This is a genomic window from Pseudomonas putida, from assembly GCF_002741075.1.
Taxonomy (GTDB): Bacteria; Pseudomonadota; Gammaproteobacteria; order Pseudomonadales; family Pseudomonadaceae; genus Aquipseudomonas; species Aquipseudomonas putida_T.
In genome coordinates this window covers 213,144-231,483 of the sequence record NZ_CP016634.1, presented here as the reverse complement: position 1 = coordinate 231,483, position 18,340 = coordinate 213,144, and the positions used below count along the sequence as shown (strand labels likewise).

General features: G+C 54.4%; 14 protein-coding genes. 6 read left to right on the top strand and 8 right to left on the bottom strand.

What is annotated here, in order from left to right:
* Positions 1–41 precede the first annotated feature (41 nt).
* Together IEC33019_RS01395 and IEC33019_RS01390 are read right to left on the bottom strand one after the other, a co-directional pair.
* Entirely contained in the window at positions 42–3,188 is a 3,147-nt protein-coding gene (locus tag IEC33019_RS01395; protein WP_172959793.1) for a DEAD/DEAH box helicase, read from the bottom strand.
* Entirely contained in the window at positions 3,154–3,966 is an 813-nt protein-coding gene (locus IEC33019_RS01390; protein WP_099592792.1) for a hypothetical protein, read from the bottom strand. Before IEC33019_RS01390 ends, IEC33019_RS01395 begins: the two co-directional genes overlap by 35 nt.
* Positions 3,967–4,629: 663 nt before the next feature.
* Between IEC33019_RS01390 and IEC33019_RS01380 the strand changes: the two genes are divergently transcribed.
* Positions 4,630–6,516, top strand: coding sequence for a DUF262 domain-containing protein (locus IEC33019_RS01380; RefSeq protein WP_099592790.1), 1,887 nt, complete (start codon positions 4,630–4,632; stop codon positions 6,514–6,516).
* Between the two features lie 241 nt (positions 6,517–6,757).
* Here the strand turns inward: IEC33019_RS01380 and IEC33019_RS01370 are convergent, their stop codons facing one another.
* From IEC33019_RS01370 to IEC33019_RS01360, 3 genes are read right to left on the bottom strand one after another with little or no spacing between them, the layout of a single operon-like run.
* On the bottom strand, positions 6,758–7,663 hold the full coding sequence (locus IEC33019_RS01370; protein ID WP_099592788.1) for a ParB/RepB/Spo0J family partition protein: 906 nt from the start codon (positions 7,661–7,663) through the stop codon (positions 6,758–6,760).
* The gene (locus tag IEC33019_RS01365) at positions 7,660–8,553 is read right to left on the bottom strand and encodes a ParB/RepB/Spo0J family partition protein (protein ID WP_099592787.1); all 894 of its coding nucleotides are present in this window, start codon (positions 8,551–8,553) and stop codon (positions 7,660–7,662) included. Before IEC33019_RS01365 ends, IEC33019_RS01370 begins: the two co-directional genes overlap by 4 nt.
* Positions 8,553–10,106 carry a recombinase family protein gene (locus tag IEC33019_RS01360; RefSeq protein WP_099594109.1) on the bottom strand — a complete coding sequence of 518 codons (1,554 nt, stop codon included), beginning with the start codon at positions 10,104–10,106 and terminating at the stop codon, positions 8,553–8,555. Before IEC33019_RS01360 ends, IEC33019_RS01365 begins: the two co-directional genes overlap by 1 nt.
* Before the next feature lie 121 nt (positions 10,107–10,227).
* On the opposite strand from IEC33019_RS01360, the gene IEC33019_RS01355 reads away from it, so the two are divergent.
* Positions 10,228–10,581, top strand: a complete 354-nt coding sequence (locus IEC33019_RS01355) for a hypothetical protein (protein WP_099592785.1) — start codon at positions 10,228–10,230, stop codon at positions 10,579–10,581.
* A gap of 121 nt (positions 10,582–10,702) precedes the next feature.
* Here IEC33019_RS01355 and IEC33019_RS28035 read toward each other — a convergent pair whose 3' ends face one another.
* The 3 genes from IEC33019_RS28035 to IEC33019_RS01340 all read right to left on the bottom strand — a co-directional run bounded on the left by IEC33019_RS28035 (position 10,703) and on the right by IEC33019_RS01340 (position 11,841).
* On the bottom strand, positions 10,703–10,864 hold the full coding sequence (locus tag IEC33019_RS28035) for an MbcA/ParS/Xre antitoxin family protein (protein ID WP_349814583.1): 162 nt from the start codon (positions 10,862–10,864) through the stop codon (positions 10,703–10,705).
* 229 nt (positions 10,865–11,093) lie between these two features.
* Positions 11,094–11,429 carry a hypothetical protein gene (locus IEC33019_RS01345; RefSeq protein ID WP_099592782.1) on the bottom strand — a complete coding sequence of 112 codons (336 nt, stop codon included), beginning with the start codon at positions 11,427–11,429 and terminating at the stop codon, positions 11,094–11,096.
* An 85-nt stretch (positions 11,430–11,514) separates the two neighbouring features.
* Complete coding sequence (locus tag IEC33019_RS01340; protein WP_004576817.1) at positions 11,515–11,841, bottom strand: hypothetical protein; 327 nt, start codon at positions 11,839–11,841, stop codon at positions 11,515–11,517.
* A gap of 743 nt (positions 11,842–12,584) precedes the next feature.
* Here IEC33019_RS01340 and IEC33019_RS01335 point away from each other — a divergent pair.
* The 4 genes from IEC33019_RS01335 to IEC33019_RS01320 are packed head-to-tail and all read left to right on the top strand — an operon-like array spanning position 12,585 to position 18,052.
* Entirely contained in the window at positions 12,585–13,235 is a 651-nt protein-coding gene (locus IEC33019_RS01335) for a TnsA endonuclease N-terminal domain-containing protein (protein ID WP_099592779.1), read from the top strand.
* A gap of 4 nt (positions 13,236–13,239) precedes the next feature.
* Positions 13,240–15,171 (top strand): DDE-type integrase/transposase/recombinase, encoded by a 1,932-nt coding sequence (locus IEC33019_RS01330; RefSeq protein ID WP_099592777.1) that lies wholly within the window; start codon positions 13,240–13,242, stop codon positions 15,169–15,171.
* Entirely contained in the window at positions 15,168–16,109 is a 942-nt protein-coding gene (locus tag IEC33019_RS01325) for a TniB family NTP-binding protein (protein ID WP_004576814.1), read from the top strand. The genes IEC33019_RS01330 and IEC33019_RS01325 overlap by 4 nt, the downstream gene beginning before the upstream one ends.
* Positions 16,109–18,052, top strand: a complete 1,944-nt coding sequence (locus tag IEC33019_RS01320; RefSeq protein ID WP_099592776.1) for a TniQ family protein — start codon at positions 16,109–16,111, stop codon at positions 18,050–18,052. Before IEC33019_RS01325 ends, IEC33019_RS01320 begins: the two co-directional genes overlap by 1 nt.
* Positions 18,053–18,340: the final 288 nt, after the last annotated feature.

The window sequence follows — 18,340 nt, the reverse complement described above, 5'->3', positions numbered from 1 at the left end:
CAAGTCTATGGCGGATCAAGTACCCGGCAGTGAAAGGCACTCTAGACCCATCCGCCATGTTCAGCAGCGACAGCTATGAAGTAAGACGGTAAGTGAGCAAGAGCACCTCGCATTAACTCCTCCTGCTGACAAGCCGCACGCACCCCTGCACGATCGATAGCCTGTCCCCACCGCAAACCAAGCCCTGACGCCACATAACGATCGGCAAAGCCAGCCTCATGGAAGGCAATTGCTGATCTTTCCGACAAACCATATTTGATCTGCTTTTGCAGAAGTGTGGCAGCAGAATGCAGCCCCTCATCAAGCCCCTCGGTAAGATCGGCAAGTGATGCTACGACCATTGCCACGTCGTATCCGAAACCGCTCTCGCAAAGTGCAACGGCGTCCTCGACCGTGACACGATCTCGCCCCGCGCGCGCACCAGCCTTATGAAGCGTCTCGAAAATCGTCGCATAAGATCGGCCCGAAACCCATTCACGCAACGTCCGAGGGATAACATCCTGAACGCTTATAGTGCAGATCGCGCGAGACGTCGCGAACCTTAAGGCAATCGGCGCGACTTCATCGAAAAGGCGATCCTCGGTAGCAGCGTCCCGAAGCACTTCGATATTTGCGTCCACCCAAGCTTGAAGTTCGACCACTGCCGCTGGTGGTAATGGGGACCGCCGAATAAGCGCTCGCATACCGTCATCGGTATTCACGGCGATGGATTGACCAATGGAGCGGAACAGCGCAATCAAGCGAGGCCGTATCTCTTCATCTGCGAGATGATAAGCGAGAGTGTTGGCCATGAGTTCACCTATACGCATAACCGCATCTTCGCCGTCGGTAAAGCTCATGTTCGCGATTAGAAACGAAGCAATATGCTGCACCGCACGTGCCCGTCCCTCTATGAAACGTCGGAATTCGCGTTCGTTGATAGCGGGTTGCACAGCACGTGCAGATGCAACAACCTCGTCGAATTTGGTGGCGTCAGCGAAAGCGAGATCCAGCCAAGCAAGCGGAATCTCCTGAACAATGGGTGGAGTGCGCTGCTCATACGGATCAAACAACGCTAGGATAGAACTCCGCGTCGGCTCGGAGTTTTTGGCGTCCAGCAGCTCAACTGCGCGATCCCAGGTCCAACGCCCTCTAAACTGCTTTCGCTGGTCGTAAATTGTCGGTGTCGAGAAAATTACACTACCTTCGGTGTGCATACCCGCCCGGCCCGCTCTCCCCATCAGGTTGTGAAAGTCACGAACAAGGATTGGCTCCCCGCCCTGTTGAGTTGAGGTTACGATTAGATACTTGAGTGGAAAATTCACTCCTTGCGCCAGCGTTGAGGTGCAAACGACAAATCTCGCAAGCCCCTCTTTCATGGCATGTTCGATCGCTAAGCGGATGCCATGCGGAGTATCGGCGTGATGCGCGAAGATCCCAAGTGCCGCAGCTTGGGTGGCCGAAGCTCCCGCCCCCAGTTCAAGCTCACAAAGTGCACGGATTTTGTGGACTTCCATTGCGTCCGAGGATGCAATCGGCCATTCAACATCCAATCCACGCTCAAGAATCTCAACCGCCCGCAAGCAGATCTTTGTCACGCTATCCTTGCGGCCGCAGAAGATAGCGACGCTGCCATTGCGAACGACGTGCAAACCGAGGAAGAGCCCGACGTCACCGCCATTTTTTTCAGGGAACCGCCGCACGGCCCTTTCACGTCCGCGCAAGGGTAAAACGGTGTCGGCGATTACGCGCGGCACAAAGAACTCACGTTCTGCGGGATCCTGCGGTTTCACATACTCTAAGCGACCGCGTTGATCTTGCCAGCTCGCGAACGCGATGCTCTTGGTAGTTGGCAGGAGACCATCACCCCCAATAACTGCCTGTGCATCCCCAATAAGCCAAGCGGCCACGTCAGCAGCATTCCCGATCACCGCCGAGATAAGAACAATCTGCGCCGCAACCGGCAATGCCATACGCAGGGACGTCAGCAGCAGTTCGTAAGTAGGTCCACGGGTGATGCCATCGAACTGGTGGCCTTCGTCATAAATGACAAGACCGATCCTTTCCGCGAGATCGGGCGCGCGTCGTAGCATGTACAGCAGCTTCTCCGGCGTAACGATTAGAACAGAATCATCAGCAATCAGAGCTTCGAGCGCTAGATCAAACTGATAGGAGTCCGAGGCCTCGTCGAGCCGGATATTCTCACCAGAAAAGGCAGCTACGAGATCGCTCCGAATATCGTGGCACAGCGACCGATACGGCGCGACTATGATCGCGAGATTGGCGCGCCTCGACAGAAAGGCTGACCGAATGATCAGTTCCGTAGCACGCGTCTTGCCCGCGCTGGTCGGCATCTGGATGACGACTGACCGCCCAGACAATACACCAGCATCAGCAATCCTTTGCTGTGCGGGCCAAAGCTCAATCGGGAAATGGGGCTTGCTGAGCGCCGGGCGCCATAGTTCTGACTCAAGGCCGGAAGCGAGGGGTAATTTCGTCCGTGCCGCGTTGCGCAACTTTAGCGTGCAGACTGCTATGACGATGTCCGCATAGAGCAGTTCACGAGGTGATCCCGCACTATAGAAGTAGCCACGCATCTGATTGCAAGCTTCGACGATTGCCTCTATATCACCCTCAAATCGAAAGAAGCGACCGAGAGCTTCGAGAAGGCGCGACGTAACTGCACGATGGGTGTGGGGCACCTCAATCGCAACGAAGTCGTTTCTCAGGATCGAATAGGCGAGGTAACCCAGCCCGCCAGCGATCTCAGTGTCGGGAGGCTCCATTCGCCGAACAATCACGGTGGCACTACCGACATTGCCAGCAACGTAATAAGCCGCCGCACAAAGTAATGAGAACTCGGATGTCAGTTCGGTATCGAGTTGTGCATTAAGAAAGGCATCGAAAAAGACCGACGAGAAGCCGAGAGCAGCTTGTGGGTCCGCGTCTCCCTCATTCCAGCCCACAGGAACCTGTAGCTCGCCTAATTCAGCACCCACTTCAGCCCCAATGCCGTCTGCAATGGTGGCAGCCACGTCGCCAAGAATCCCGATCGCAAGCGCAAAGAGGATGGCAGGGTCCCGTGGGAGCGCGTTGAAGTCCTCAGGCGCAACGCGAAACTCGTGCAGTTTCGCCCTGGCGCGGGTCGTGGATAGGATGTTGAGCGCACTCGCTTCAGGCTTCATCTGCTGCCCTTTCGTATAGAGCATGAACAAGCTTCATAAGCGATGGACCTCGAATAACGATCAGTCGAAGATTACCGGCGTTAGGATGCGCCGAAGCGTCGGCAGCTGTCAGATCGGTTTGCGCGAACACATCGTCATCTAGGATCGCTGCCGCCCCATTGATGCGTCGAAAAGGGCGATCCGCTTGGTTTTGAAAGCGCTTCACTCGATCTGCATCTGCCAGTGCTCCACGATCAATAAATCGTCGTTTGATAGCGTTGAGGCTCATGCCTTCCCGTAGCTTGTCCTTGATGCTGTCATCGATGGCATCTTGGAGACGATGCGCTTCCGTTTTCGTCATACCGGACTTTGATTCGAATATAAAAAGCTCGTCCGTAGGGCTGACCTGGCCGTCGACTGCAAATCTGAAGCCAATGACGTCGCAGCCCTTGGTAGAGTCGTTTCGATTCCATCGATCCTGATAGCGAAGTTCACGTGGGCACCAGTACCCTAGGACGAACTCAATGTAATCAGCAACGAGAATTTCGCCGAAGTCCCCAGAGCGCAAGCTGGGTCCTGGGGTCGTCTTGGCATCGGGCAGCAGTATAGTACGCAGATAGTCAGCTTTGGTTAGCCCAGTACCATCGACCATCACCGGCAGGTCCGCATCGGTGATGTAGTGCTGACGGAAGTATTTGGCCCATGCCGACAATACCGCAGCGTCATCTTCTGGATCCAAGGCCCAGATTTCGATATTGCGGCCGCACGTTGTGGTTTTCCGTTCACCAGTGTCACTTAACCAATCGAGATGGCTTGGCTTCACATCGTCCCTCCGGAGCCAAACTTTTATGGATATGAACTCATAATGGCGCCATTACATCACATTCCATAGGGACAGAGTGGAAACGGGACCACGGTAAATCATGCACATGCTTGGCGTATCCGCGTACAGCCTGTATTGCTGGGGGGTGTTTGCCGAACCCAACCGACGCTAGAACTCGACGCTCAAACTTCGGACCCCACTGCCTCGCAGAACCGCCCCAGCGCGGTCAGGCTCGCCCAGGTCCTGACTGGCTCGCGGCGCGAGCGCACCGGCAACCAGAACCGGCCCAGCCGCGTACTCAAACTCCAGCCCTCGCCACCCGGTCCACGGCTGGCGCGAAACTCCCGCGCCGCCCCGCTCTCGATCAGCGCTACCAGCGTGTCCTGCTCCACCGCTTTTTTCGTCTTATCCAGCCCCGGCAGCTCTTGCCCTAAACACTCAGGCTAGTGGTTGCCGCGTGCCGCAACCAGTTGGTCCCCTTCCGGTCGACCACCGACCGGGGGCATGATCGCCAGGTCCAAGCGGGACTGCCGCCAGGTGCGAGCCAAATGTGGGGGCTGATTGACCATAAGGTCAAATTACACGCAGCACGCGACAGTCGCCCCGCCCTAGTGACGCCATGGTCCGCACAGGCCAGAATGCGCAGACCATCAAGGGGACGCCATGAAATCCGAAACGCTCACCGTGCGCCAGCTTTTCCAAGACCGCCGCCAGTACTGTGTACCGTTCTACCAGCGCGCCTATGTGTGGACGCTGCGCAATCAATGGAATGCCTTGTGGCAGGACATCCAGGAAAAAGCCCAGGCACGGGTATCCGGCCTGAGCATCACACCGCACTTCCTGGGGGCGGTGGTCCTCGAACCCCAAGCCAAAGACGGGCTGATGGGCGTCGACACCCTGCACATCATTGATGGCCAGCAACGGTTGACCACGCTTCAGTACGTGCTGGCGTCACTCCTGCTCGCATTACGTGCAACCGGCATTCAGGCCTTTGAGCCCAGCGTGATCGGCTGCATGCAAAACAACAACGAAGAAACCATGCGCGACCCCAAAATGGAGCGCTATAAGCTGTGGCCGACCTTCCGCGACCGCCCCCATTTCATCAAAAGCCTCGGCATCCAGCGTCTGGACGATTTCCGGAGCGAATACCCGGCCCATTTCACGCAGCACGGCAGCCTGCGCAAGCACCATGATCACCCACCTGCACTGGCCGCGATCTGGTTCTTTACCCATGAGTTCATACGCTGGATTCGCTCAGGAAACGAATTGGCCGCCGCCTATGCAGAAAGCCTCATCATGGCGGTGTTGCAAGACCTCAAGCTGGTCAGCATTTCGCTGGAAGCCGAGGACGATGCCCAGGTGATTTTTGAAACGCTCAATGGACGGGGCGCAGAGCTGCATGCCACGGACTTGATCCGCAACTACATTTTCATGCGCGCCGACCAAGATAAAGTCGATGCCCAAGCGCTTTACGACAAGCAGTGGCTACCGTTCGAAGAAGACTACTGGTCTACCAAGCAGCGTCGTGGCCGCCTGAACAAGCCCCGCCTGGAGTGGTTGATCCACGCCACACTGCAAGCAGAGATGGGCAGTGAGATTGATCTGTCACGCTTGTACAACGAATACCGGCGCTACGCAGCCGAGGCTCCAGCCAAAACCGCAGACCATCAGTTGGTGACCCTGACCCAATACGCGGAACATTACCGCGAACTGATCAGCACCTCCGGCTCCTCCCTCATTGCTCGTCTTGGGCGTCGTATTGCGGCGTATGATGTCACGACGCTCCACCCGCTGGCCCTGCTGATTTCGACTGCGCAAGTGCCTGAGGCGGACAAAGCCTGCATGTTCAATTGCCTGGTGTCCTACGTGGTACGCCGCGCTGTCTGTGGACTGACGCCCAAAAACTACAACAACATCTTCCTCAGTGCGCTACGTCACCTGACGAAATCAGGGATCTCCAGCGGGGTCCTCGGCGACTATCTGAGTACACTCAACGGAGATGCTTCCCGTTGGCCCGACGACGCCGAATTCCGTAACGCCTGCGTCAGCGCACCGTTGTACCCAGGCCGGCTGGATACCGCGAAAACCCGTTCGCTGCTAACGGAGCTAGAGGGCGGTTTACGGCTATCCGTTAAAAGCGAAGAGCCCGAACTGCCAAACCTATCAGCGCTTGATATCGACCATATTTTGCCACGCAGTTGGCACGCCCACTGGCCGCTGAAAGATGGCAGCGTGGCAGCCGACAGCGACGAGTCGGATATCGAAGTGATTGTGCGCTCTGGCGGCACGTTGACGCCCTGGCAGCTCCTGATTCGTGAGCGGCATGAGAGCATCCCAACGCTAGGCAACTTGACGCTGCTGAACCTCAGCGTCAATAGGGCGGCGCAACACTGCGATTTCGCGGCGAAACGCGACAAGCTGATTGCTAACACCAGCCTGCGCCTCAATGTCCCACTGATTGCTACCTCTGCGTGGGATGAAGCCGCGATTTCAGCCCGAGCCCATACCCTCGCCAACATAGCACTGACGATCTGGCCCAAACACGAATGATCACCTACCACTCAGAAGCAGCAACACTACTTTGCGGCCGAATGCCGATCCGGTAGTAGCGGCTCTGCTTACGCGGGGGCGATCCCTCCGGGGATCGCCCCCGCGATACAGGCCGACCGTGCGATGAACCGGAGCCTCACCCGAGATGCGGTTTGCTGGCGCCGCTCAGTGAGTGCCTGGCGCGCGCCGCCGCACAGCACAGCACAGCACAGCACAGCACAGCACAGCACAGCAGAGAGGATTATTCACGCTCCAGACTACGAGCATCGGCGGTGACCGCCTCCACAATCCCCGCCAGCTCCCGCACCAGGTCAGGCTCGAAACGCTCCAAGTAAGCGGCGATAGTCTGATTGCGCAGCATGCGAGACACATAGCCTTTGGCAACCACGAGTACCAACATGGTTTCGCCAAGGGTGTCTTCAACCAACCGGTAGTCGTGGTAGAGCTTTTCCATCTCCCGCTCCATGCGTGCAATGTCTTCAGCAGTCACGCCCTCACTGACTTTCTTTGCCTCGACCAGCTGTTCAGGACGCGTTGCGGCCAAGACCATTTCGGCGTAGCGGCCAGTAAAGCAGTTAGCCGACATCATCATCTCGACTAATTCGATCTGGCGCATCGGCTTCATCTTGCGCAGCACGCGAAAGACCGCCTGACTGACCATTCGCGTTTTCAGCATCTCAGCGACTTCCGGCGCAATCCCCCGCAGCAAATGCTGGCACTCGCGGATGCGTCCAACGTTGATGCTCAAGACTTCGGCAATCCGCTCGGCGGTCGTTCCTTTGCGAATCGCCTCCAGAATCATCTTGTGCTCTTGAATCGGGGTAAGTCGGTTGACCTGCCGGTTGTAGGTAAAACCTTCGTCATCTGTCGCCAACAGGCACAACGCGTCTTCCGCCCCCAACTGTGCGAGCGCAGCTAGCCGCAAATGACCATCCAACAGTAGATAACAGGGCTCCCCTCCCGTTCCGTGAACCGGCTCGGGATGCACCGCGAGCGGCTCGACCACGCCCAACTCACGGATGGAGGCCAAAATCGCCGCGTATTTGACGGACGTCAGCATATCGTGGGTGACTTGGCGAGAGGGCAAGATCAGCGGTAAGCGGACGGTAATCAAATCGGGCTCAAAGGCACGCTTGACGACAGTCATGCGTCCCCCTGAATACGCTCGGCCAATACCTGCGGCATATCATCAATACCTTCACTGCGTAACATTGACCGGAAAAATTCATCGGCCAACAACCGACGCAATGCGGTAACGACGAAGAGCAATCGTTGCTCACCGATGTCCGCCTTCTTCACCATCAGGCGCTGACGGCGCACCTCAGTCTGATAGGCAGTCAGCAGCTGGCGAGGAGTGGTCATGCGCTCGCCTCCATGCTGCCTACCATAGCCTTTGCCAAGAACGCGTCTTCGGTCGATCAGACGGCGCACCTTGATGAGTTCATCTCCTTTCAACAATCCACTTTCATAGGCTTCGACCATGGCGGCCTGGACTTGGCCATCGTCAGACCGTGCCACATGGATCGCGACTTTAATCGGTAGCCAGCCCTTTTCGACGGCAGCGATCAGGCGCTCCTCTCCTTGCCGCAACAGGATCAGAATGCCGCCAACATAGGCACGGTCCAAGCAGGTTTTCTGGGCAATCTGCCTGATGGAGTAACCACGCTCGTGCAGTACGTTGATCGCCATCAGCAAGTCGCGGTTCGAGTGCTTACGTCGCGCCAGATTCTCTACCAGGCTGATGAGATAGCAGTCCGCTTCAGCCGCCGTCACCACGACCGCCGGAATGGCCGACTCCCCCAGGACCTTGAAGGCTTCGAAGCGCCCCTGTCCACAGATCAGATCGAAACTCGAACCGTTGCGGGTCACCGTGATCGGTCGTTTCAACCCCAGACTCGCAATGTTTTCTACCAGGCGTGCAAACACCTGTTGATTGCGACTACGCGGGTTGAGCACGCGAACATCCGCGAGTGGGATCTGCGCAATAGGCGCCGCCTGCGCCACATGAAGTGCAAGATGTTCTCCCGATGTGGCCATTACGCAGCGCTCCCCAGGGGTATACGTCGACTCAGGGCCGCCAGGATATCCAAGCTGTCGAACCGGTAGAGTTCCAATTCGCGCGGATTAGTATCTCCCAGACGCAGGTGAGGTGCCGCCAAATCGATCATGGGAAAGAGGTAGTAATCAAGCACCTGCTGCTCACCGGGGAGCATGCGAACAGCGACAGTAAGGTCAGGTAACAAACCGAAATCGAAGCGTAGCTGCCAACGCCTGCGCACTGACTCTGAACATTGACAGCGGCACAGCACCACCGAGATCGAGAACTCATCATTAACCCAAACCAGCTGAGTCTGGGGGTCGACCGCAATGCGCCCTCCGACAAGACGAATGCGCTCCTGCGTGTCGGCCAAGATGTGCGGATACAGTTCTCGCAGCCGGCGATTAGCCTCCAGAAAGCTGTAGTCCCGTGCGGGGGAATAGCCAATCAGGCTGTAGCTACGTAGCAAACTACCAAAGCGCTGGCGATAACAACTGCTGGAGGGGCAATCCTCCTGCTCATCAATGATCAACCCAGACAGGCAACCTCGCTCCGCAAATAGTTGCCTCAGCGTGGCCAGCATTTGCTCATCAGTCCAGTGCCGTGACCGCGCTCGAATGATGGCTTGCGCCGCGAGAAACAACGCATGGTCAACCACTGAGGAGAAGGCACTGTCGGCCCGCACCAGCTGATCAACTGGATTGGGTGTACGGGGCTGTTTCAGCTTGCCAGAAGTGCGATTCCAGACGTTGTTACCGATGTACTTTTCGTTGATCAGGATCTGATGCACTACGCCCCGTGTCCACGGTCGCTGGAAGTCTGTAAGAAGTCCACGCCGATTCAGTTGCGTTGCAATTTCAGCTTCGGTTCGACCTTCCCTGACAAAGGTCTGGTAAATATCTTGAACGACCTGTTGTTCGGACTCAGGACCTGGCGTGAGGATCACCCGATCCGTCTGAAGGCTTTTGTACTCTCCCCGATCCAAGATTGCTTTAGGCTGCCCTGTCTGATCGATAAGTTGGCGACGCAATCCATATCCAGCCGGGCCACCTTGTCGGTAGCCCAGCTGGATCAAGCGCGACTGCCCCGCAAACACCTTGACGGACAGCTCACGGCTGTACTCACCAGCCATCATGCGCTTAACACTCTTGATGATGCTGGATACCGGTGAGCCATCGTTAACGAACTGTTCGGCGCAATATTCGACCCTGACCCCCGCCTGCCGACATCGAACTTCGTAGCTGGCGCTGACATCAGGGTCCTGAAAGCGCCCCCATCGACTTACGTCATAGACCAGAACTACAGAGAACTCGGACTGACCCGCATCGACGTCTCGAAGTAGCTGCTGAAGAGCCTCCCGACCATCCAGGCTCAAGCCACTTTTCCCCGCATCGGTGTACACCCGGACGATCTCCAGCTCATGTGCTGCCGCATAAACGCGAATGGCATCCAGCTGGTTTTCAGTGGAGTACTGCTGGTGCTCCGTCGACATGCGGACATAGACAGCAGCTCTATTGCTGCCCCCGGTCGTGGATAGATGTGCTCGTCTCATTTGTTGATCGATGCCCCTCAGCGACTTGGGGTCTACACCCATACCAAGCCGTAGACCGCACCACACCTACCGGCCTACTTCAGATGCGCTACTCACGAATATAAAGAGGAGATACGGAAAGATGATCACGAAAATGGGTAATTCATTTCCAATCTGTGCGCAAACCTACGCCGGTGCCCTAGCTGCTGCCTTACGCACCGAATTGGGCACGTCACACCGCGCCATTAAGACGCTGCGCCATTGGACTGATGCCAGTGAACGCACGGCTAAGCATTGGCTGGCGGGCAGCCATGGTCCTAGCGGCCTTCATTTGATTGAATTAATGCGGCATTCCGACCATGCCCTTCAGGCGGTGCTTGAATTGGCGCAGCGGAACTCGTCCGTGGCAGTCGTCTGGCTTCCCGCTTTGCGCGAGCGCTTGCTTGACGTCGCGGAAATGATCGAGGCTTGCCTGGGTCCTGCCAGCGCTCACTGACAGCCCTTTGCGGAGGCCCACTCCGACCACGCAACTGGGACACAATAGGATTACGGTGAGAGGCCCTTAGCTTGCAGGCCGACTTATCGCCCGCCCCCCAAGGGCAACGGTTCAAGTTGGCTCATGGCGGCACACCATGCGCCAACTGCCCAAGCAACCTCAAGATCTCTTGGCGGCCTGCTTCACTTTGAACGAGGTCTTTGGGACATTGCCCAGCAAGACCGATGACAGGAGATGAGAACCAACGCGAAGCGCACGATTGATCGTACCTGAAGAACGCCATAACCTGATAAATGACTCCAACTATGGCCAGAACGTCTTCTGGGCACTCGGTGGTAGGCGTTACCAGCGCAATCAACTGAGGCCAAAGGGCCATTGCGACGCGAGCAGTGCATCGCTCGCACAGCCTTAGTACCCCCTCCCCCTGCGCAGGATGGGTAGCTATAGCCCAAGTGCTGCTGAGGTCTTCGGTCAGGAGAACACAGCCACAACCGACACAAGTTGGATTTGGATTACTCATTTCGCATCGCCAAGTCTGTCTGGCAGCGAGCGCAGAGTTTCCAAACGCGCCTCGCGCTTACCAGACGCTGCGGCCCAGGCTTCCCACAGCGCTGGCAAATCGCGTCGGTCACGTATTCCACTGCCATGGCTAAGGTCTGTATATGCAGTGGCGCGAATGGCTCCTCAATCCTGAGATAACCATCCATGGGCCGTACAAGGGTGAGTTTGAAGTCGTAATCTAGCGCAGCAAGCTGTAAAGCATTGGCGAAACGTTGCCAACCAGCAAAATCGGGGCCGAGGTCGAGGTCCAGAGCCTTGATCTGCTGCGTCCAATCCTTCCCTTGCATTTGCTTCACCTGTTTCCCGATCGTAAACCTGGTCTTCTTGTAAACTTTGTAGGTTTACGAAAAATCTAGATTTACGATCTAGTCATTAATGACACGTAGAGTTCTGATCCAGGTGCCACAATGTCAGCACCCGATATAATCCCTGGGCGGAGGATAACTTTCTCTTCAGCTTACCCTTGGTGCATTCGCCAATGGGGTAAATTCGCACACAGGTCCCTAAAAGCAGCGTCAACTGCAAACTCAGCTGCACCACCTCACGTCTATACTTGAACGAAATCAGCTCCACCCCACGCTCTGGAAAATCGGGGAGATCATGGGGTTGAACCAGCAAAATTTCAGGATCCCGAATCGTCAGCTTACGAATATCGGAGCAGAACAAAAGGAGGACAATATTTTGACGCGGCATCAACATATTGATTTACCTTGGGAAGAATTTGCCCTTGGTCAGCATTGTAAATTTAGTATACCGAAAGTACTTGTCAACTTTTGAGGCCCATAGGACTATTAGTTAAAGTTCAATGACCATTCACCGATTAGCCAAGTCCACGACCTCTCCGGTAACCTCCGCATGGTTAGCCTTGGCGGAAACAGTCTGGAGCTGGCTTGAGCCGCTCGACACAACCAGCGTCACCGTCTAGATAGGCCGTCCTACGCAGCATGGGCGATCCTTAGCCCCCTCCGTGGCGGAAAGGCGATCTACTCTAACGCGAAACCAGCCATTGACTTTCATAGCAAGCCTTGTTATACTCTGGCGGCATCTAATCAATGCGCGAACCAAGAATGAAAGCACTCCCCCTCGCCTTGCAATACTTATTACCCTTCCTCAATCGCTGATCAGCGAGCTTTCAGCTTTCTGCTGACCCCTGTCGTTTCGGCAGGAAAAATTACTTGACCTGTAAGCTTACCGAGTTTCACTAGACATGGTGCCTAGCCATTCGTCAGGCCATGCTCCGTGCTTTCTATAAAATAATAATAGGAAAATATAGATATAACTTTTCAAACCCTTGATTAACCCGCTTTTCTCATCAACTAGTCAATATAGTAAACGAACCGACCAGGACCGAACCATGATGTTATGACCATCTATCTGACAGCCGTTTGACAAGCTGATGTCTTAGTACCAGCCTAAGTAACGCTACCAATAGGGTATACATCATGAAAAAAATCCGCAGTTCTGTCGGCGGCCTCCCTTCGCCCGAAAGATTGATTGGGCGCAGCAAATATGGGAAACAAACCACGGTCTTTCCCTCTCGAAAGAATGGCTTGCTGATTATCTGTGAAACACGGCTGGAAGCAGACGCCTGTTTTCACTGGGAACAGGATCGGAATGTCATAGCCTACCGAGAACAACCCGAGCGGCTGCACGTGCTGGTAGAGGGCAAGGCTCACACCTACGTGCCAGATTTCGTCGTTCAGTACGCAGATAGGCCCATCCGCTTTGTTGAGGTAAAACCCGACAACGTCTTTCAAAAACCGAAGTCCCTTGCCCTCTACCAAGCAGCCAAGCAGCTCGTCGAATCCCGAGGCGCTGACTTCGAACTGCTGACAGAGCGACAAATACGCCACCAGCCACTCTTGAACAACCTGATCCAGACCTATAACCAGTCACGAGCCGTTTCGCCGCTGGAACTCGACTACCTGCGTGACCGACTTGGTGCCCTGACTCCGCCGTTGCGCATTCGCGAGCTACTGGACCTGCCTTCGCCACCTTCCCCTGGCGCGATAGCTGCGGCGATTTTCAATCAGGACCTGCATCTCGACTGGAGCAAGCCCCTCACCCAAGACAGCCGAGTTCACTGGAGATAAGGGCATGGAAAAGCGTCATGAAGTGCGCCTGGGCGCTCGCTACCTGTTCAATGGTGAACTGATGGAAGTAGTTAGCTTTTACAATGGCTACTTTCAGCTACGAGGCGTCAACCACAAGGGAGTGATAAACCTCCTTGACAGTGAAGTTGATAAGCGCCTACAACAGGGACAACTGGTCCCTGCTCGCAGTGCCATTTTGAATGAAACCGAAGCACTAAGAATGATCCATCTCGATGCTTCTGAACAACTCAAACTGGACAATATCGCTTACTACATTCGCAAGCTACACGAAAAATTTCATGGTTCACTGCCACGTGAGAGCACTCTCGCTGAGTTGCAGAATCTAGCATCAGAACGCGGCGACCCAAAGCCGCCAAAATACACAAAAATATACAATCTGATGAAACGCTACGTAGAGAGCGGTCAGAATATTTTTGCGCTACTAAAGGCACCGCAGAATAAATGCCAGCGCGCTAAGAGGCTCGAACCAGAGGCCCTCGACATTATGCAAACCTACATAAAAAATTACTATTTGACGCCAACCCGGCTACCAGCCTCCTGCGTCTACCAACTCATGAGAGGCCATATCGAGGTTTTGAATGAAGACCGAACGACGGATCTAGACATTCCTTCAACAGCGACGTTTTACCGCGCAGTGAATGCTATTCCCACATATGTGGCCGATTGCGCACGCCTGGGGAAAAAAGCAGCTGCCAATAAACATAAGTTTGGCACTAGCATTCACTGTTCACGCCGCCTACTCGCAAGAGTTGAGGCCGATACGCAAGAACTAGATGTTGAGCTAGTCGACGACTTTGGCCTGAATATTGGTAGACCCTATCTGACTATGCTCATAGATACCTACTCGGGAGCACTAATTGGTTGGTCGTTGTCGATGACACCGCCCTGCTACGAGAAGACCGCTAGCGCATTGCGCCATGCACTGACTGAACGGGAGGATGGCTCTCCAGCCGGACTACCTGAGGAGTTGGTCGTTGACAACGGTTCCGAATTCTACAACGCCTCCCTTCTAGCAACTGCCCAACGACTTGGCTTCCAAATAAGGTTTTGCTCACGAGGACAACCTGATCAAAAGCCGTTTATTGAGTCATTTTTCAAGACGCTCAACAAACAGCTAATTCATTGTCTAGAGGGGACAACAAAATCAAACCCAGCAGAAAAAGGTGACTACAACTCCACAACCGAAGCAACGTTCACGTTGGCAAAACTGCGGAATATTTTTGAAGATTGGGTACACAGTTATTATCACAAGCGAAGGCACGGTCAGCGCAGCCTTCCAACGCTAGAGATGTGGAAGCAAAGCATCGACCCGATTAACCCACCAAAGGTCTTCTCGCCGGAAAACGTTTCTTTTCTGTGCATGGCAAGCTTCCGCTGCACAATTAACAAAGGACGAGTTAGACATAAAAATTTGGCCTGGACCGGACCCGGCCTCTCACACCTCGCAGAGGTGGTTGGAGCGGGCCAATCTGTAGAGGTTTTGTATGACCGCTCTGACCTCGGCACTGCCTATGTACATGCACCGGGAAGCCACGTTTTCTACACAGCTGACGCAGTCACTGATTATCAATATGGCCTATCGATGTACGAGCACGAACTTGTGCAAGAAAAATTCAAGGCTGAGAAAAAAGCGTATGACGAAACTGACGCAAGAAAAGCCCTGCTCAGAATTCACACAGAAATCAGCAACGGAAAAACACGGAGCGAACGACGCAAACGTCAGCAATTGCAAGACGCGCTAATCCAACAGCGCTCTCTTGATATTACCCACGAATTCTATCCAGACCATGATCACGAGCTAGAGTCCCAGGAAACTGACAATGCCCTTATCAAACAAGACATCCGAGGTAACGAAGTCGATGACTCCGAGGAAGACGACTATCAAACCATTCAACTACCCAGGAAGAAACCATGACCAAAACTATTACCGACAAACTATCGCAGTTCGCAGAGTGCATTGTCAGCCACCCTGAGTACACCCAAGCGCTTGATTGCATTTATCGTAGCGTAGAAACCACTCAGGTGCGCGGTGAGCCAGCCTCTGCGCTCATCGTTGGAGAGCCTGGTACAGGGAAGTCTACTGTTTGCAAGGTTGCGATGAGCCGTTTCGGTGCAAGAAGCGTCGTTACCGATGAGCATGGAACCAGAGAGATTGTGCCGGCATTCTACTGTTCGCTCAATGCTGGAGCAACCATAAAAACGCTGACTGTTAGCATGCTTGAAAAGCTGGGATCCACCAATACCTCAGGTAATAACTCGACACTTTTTAACCGTCTTGTTGTTTTGCTAGAAACTTGCCAAACACAACTGATAGTCCTTGACGAATTCGATAATCTGCTCAGAAAAGGTGCTGAAAAATCAAGGGAGCAGGTCTGCGACTGGGTTCGCACTCTCTTGAACGAAACCCTCGTCCCTATAGCTATTGTTGGCATACCACGTTGCGAAGAGATCATCAATGCCCACCCGCAACTTTCTCGACGCTATCCTTATCGTCACCAAATGACCGAATTTACCTACTCGACGCTAGATCCAAAATCGGTATTCAGCAAAACCCTCCGTGCACTGGGAAACACCTTGAAAGAGGTTGGCGAGTTCACAAGCTGTATGAACATCTGCGCGGATCAACACCTAAAGGCAATGTACTTGGCCAGCGGCGGAAACATGAATGGGATTAGGCAACTGCTCAGCGATGCCCTTAAAGCCGCTCTCCTACGGGACGATGGATGCTTTACCCATGAAGATCTCGCAAAAGCGGTGGACCTGTCGTTCATCCCAACCGCCAAATGCCCCAATAATCCCTTCCGTTTGCCCCCGGCGTCGCTCGACCGAATCATCGCCGGGAGGATGAGTTAATGAAGCTTTTTTTCCTCGCTCATGGATCTGACGAAGAAAGTCCACGCAATGTCCTGATCCGTACCGCGCTGGCCAATGGGTTCGGCTCAGTCACTGCAATGGCCAGAGCCATGGGCTCCAAGGAGTCTCGACAACCCTTTGCATGGCAAATGCGACACTCGAAACTAGTCACTGAACTCAGCAAAAACACCGCTCTCAATGGGGGGCAATTCCGACGAAGCTTTTATACCCAGAGAGGCCCCACAAGCGAAAGTCCGGTGGAAGTGATGGGACTGCTAGTCCCAGCGGCATCGATCCGTGCCGAAGCCTACTGTTTCTGCCCAGAATGCCTTCGGAACGTTGGTCATCGCGCGATTCAAGACCTCATCTGGCTGGACACCTGCCCCTACCATGAATGTCGATACGAGTTCGCCTGCCCTAACTGCCAGAAGCCGATTCAATGGACCCAGTTGGTGGGTAACCACTGCCGCTGCGGCTTCGATCTCTGCATTAGTCCTACCGCAGCCTCTCAGTCTCATGCCTCCCATCTGGTTCTGGACTTCTTCAGAAGAGGGGACCAGGATGCACTGGACCGTTTTATGTTTGCACTGCGGGCACTTCGCTATGAAGCACACCCCCAGCGCTTGATGATTCTCGAAATGGCGGCATGCGTCGCCAACTGCGATGAGCAAACATTCAATGAGGTGCTCGCTCTCGCAAGCAAAAAGTACCCCTGTTTGCCGGTTCGAGCACTCATGGCGCCTTGGATGACCGCTACTGACGTATGGATCAGAAATCAAATCTCTCGCTTGCTCATTTCCGAAGTCCCCAAGAACGAGCACATTGGTTCATGCCGTTGTTCAGAGCTACAGCTTTATCAAGATGAAATGCTGAAGGCTTTGAATGTATCTACCAAAAATCTCAAGTCACTGCTGTCACGCAATCTGGTTCAGCGAAAGAAGCAACAAGGAGTACGTTGGATCTATTCTGCGATCAACCTGTGCAAATTGTTGGAATCACAGCAGCACGCACCAAATACCGTATCCAGTGTTCCAGAGGCTCTTCATAGTGACGACCACAACGACCTCATCACTATCGAGGAGGCCGCAGTCCGGCTCGGAGTATATCCTGAGGCGGCACGCAATGCGCTCTCCAATGGGTTTATACAGCCCCATCTAAAGAAAGGTCCACGTGGTAAAATTTTGATCAATGCGGCATCTGTTGCTCAATTTTCGACCGATTTCATATTCATCGGTCAGCTTGCCGATGAGCTGGCACTTCCTCGCACCACGCTCTCTGCCAAGCTGCTTCACCTCGGAGTGCAGCCAGTATCAGGCCCTTTGATCGACGGTGGCCTAGTAACCATCTATCGGCGCACGGATCTTGGTCAGGAGCTACTCCTAACGCTCCAAGGCTTGGTTCGTTATAAATCCATGTCTGGCAGAAAAAGAGCCTCCGCTAGCTGCGGCGCCCCTGAGCCAGACGATTCATGCGTCAGTGCTGTCGCCGCGCGTATGCTGCAAGTGTCCCTGCATGATCTTAAGCACCTACACGACCTTGGCCATCTCACGCGTGTGCAGGGAGCAAAACGGAGATTCACGATGAGTTCGGTCCTCAGCACCAAAGCCCTGCTGGAGAGAATGCTTACGCTAAAAAGCTGTGCAAGAGAACTATCAATGTCACCGCAAACCTTCTCTCGGCGTTTTGTCCAAAGCGGTTTCGTAGAGCACCTGCGCTTGGGTGCCAAGGTCTTTATACCTCAAAACCGACTAACGCAACTGAAAGAACACCGCCTATCGTTCGTTAGCCTCTGCGAGGCAGATGAGATGCTCGACGGCCCCATCGGATATTCGACCAACCTTGTGAGAATGGGAAAAATCAATCCAATATCGCCAGGGGAGCCAGGATATGTCCCGACTGTCCGCCTACTACATCGCAACGAAGTAAATAGGTTAAAATCGTAGGTCAGACGCCGAGCCATCCGACGATGCCGGGGCATACTTTCCCTTGATAATAGTCATTTCACAAATAAGTGATAAAAAATCGCTAAATTTCACACAATAGTGGAAATTGAATTTCGCTCCAAGCGATAAACTCCTCGCCAGCCCTTGATTTTCCTCAGTGACATTTCTCAGTCCAATGAGAATGAGCGCTGCTCCCCACAAAGGCTGCCCACGGGCAGCCTTTTTTATTTATGCCGTCCTGATGGGCGTTGAGATCTCTGGGACCGCTTCGCGCTCCACTGCGGCACA